This window comes from Rhizobacter sp. P3_B12 (genome assembly GCF_056402895.1).
Genome location: NZ_JBFUGN010001189.1, coordinates 1 through 1,676 on the forward strand (window position 1 = coordinate 1; position 1,676 = coordinate 1,676).

A 1,676-nucleotide genomic window follows, 5' to 3' on the forward strand; every position below is an offset into this window, starting at 1 on the left:
CTCCAGCGCGGTGTGCCAGGCCTGCACCATGGTCGCGAGCGCGTCGCGCACCGGGCCCGGCCGGTCGTCGAACTCCACCGCGCCGCTGATGTAGATGCAGCCGGAGTCCAGCTCGACCGACACCCGCTTGACCCAGCGCTCGAACAGCGCGCGCAAGCGGGGCAAACCCCTGGCCTCGCGCACGGCAGGGAAAAACACTTCTTCCTCGAACTTGGCGTGATACTCGCGGATCACGGAGATCTGCAGTTCCTCGCGGGAACCGAAGTGCGCGAAGACGCCGGATTTGCTCATCTGCGTGACCTCGGCCAGCGCGCCGATCGACAGGCCTTCCAGCCCCATCGACGACGCCAGGCCGAGAGCAGCTTCGAGAATCGTCGCGCGCGTCTGCTGGCCCTTCTGCAGGGTCTTCGAGACATCGCGCGGGCCCCGGCCCGTGAGAGCCGCGGCGGTGTTGACGGGTGTATCGGTCGTGTCGCTCACGGTGCATCCATAAAATCGAACGATCGTTCTATTTTGCAGGTTCCGCGCGGATCGCGCGCCGCTATTTCGAGCAAGCCGTGTTTTTTTCTAGGGTTTAGTCCCTGGAATGCGACGGCGGCGACGGCCATCGAGGGTTAACCCGAGCCCCGGGTTATCGCCGGTGGCGGTGATCGGCGTGTGACAGCGTGCGCTTGTGGCGCCAACGCACTGCAGTATTCGCGCCACGGTTGAGCGAAACGCAGTGAATGGATTACGCTCCAGGGAAGGAGATCATCCGTGGAAGTGCTCCAGCTCGATGTGTCCGGCCGACCTCAATCGTGGATTTCAGCGAAGGAGGCAGCGATCATCTACGCCAGCGACGGCGTCGCATGGACGCTGGGTGACGCGTTCTACGTGCTGCGCGGCGGCATGCAACGGCGCACCGGGCTGCAATCGCGCATCGAGGTGCACCCGATCATCGCGGTGCGCGGCGCGGTCCCGAGCCGGGCCTGGCGCCAGACCCCCGCACTCTCCAACCCCAAGCTGTTCGCCCGTGACCGTCAGGTGTGCGCCTATTGCGCCGGGCACTTCCACCTGGACGACCTGACGCGCGAGCACATCGTGCCGACCTCGCGCGGCGGCCTCGACAGCTGGATGAACTGCATCACCGCCTGCCGCGCCTGCAATGGTCACAAAGGCAACCGGATGCCGGAAGAAGCGCACATGTCGCTGATGTACCTGCCCTACGTGCCGAGCCTGCACGAGGACATGATCCTGCGTGGCCGGCGCATACTGGCGGACCAGATGGAGTTTCTTCTGGCGAGCGTGCCCCGGCACAGCCGACTGCGGATCTGACTTCCRATTTCTTTACATCGCCACCGCGGAACTCGCCGCGTGGCCGACTCGTCCATGCAGATGAGTAACGAGGAGTGAACCCCATGAACAAGCTTTTGATCGCCGTGGCCGTTGCCGCCACCTTGAGTGCGTGCGCCACCAGCAGCCCCGATGTCGTCTCGCGCAATGAAGCGCAGCGCCTGTCGCAGATCCAGGATGCCACCGTGCTGTCGGTGCGCCCGGTCGTGATCGACGGTTCGCAGTCCGGTGCCGGTGCCGTCACCGGCGGCGTGGTCGGCGGCATCGCCGGCGCGTCGGTCGGCGGGCACCGCGAGGCGGTCGCCGTCGGCGTGCTGGCCGTGGTGGCCGGCGCGGTGGTCGGC

The 1,676-nt window shown here is 66.3% G+C and carries 2 protein-coding genes and 1 pseudogene; 2 read left to right on the forward strand and 1 reads right to left on the reverse strand.

Features of this window, described 5'->3' with window-relative positions; genetic code table 11:
• A partial coding sequence (locus AC1D01_RS33630) for a TetR/AcrR family transcriptional regulator (RefSeq protein ID WP_477873806.1) occupies positions 1-402 on the reverse strand: 402 nt, incomplete at its 3' end.
• A 354-nt stretch (positions 403-756) separates the two neighbouring features.
• Here AC1D01_RS33630 and AC1D01_RS33635 point away from each other — a divergent pair.
• Complete coding sequence (locus AC1D01_RS33635) at positions 757-1,314, forward strand: HNH endonuclease (protein ID WP_477873805.1); 558 nt, start codon at positions 757-759, stop codon at positions 1,312-1,314.
• Positions 1,315-1,397: 83 nt separating this feature from the next.
• Positions 1,398-1,676, forward strand: a pseudogene (locus AC1D01_RS33640) (glycine zipper 2TM domain-containing protein); the annotation flags it as partial.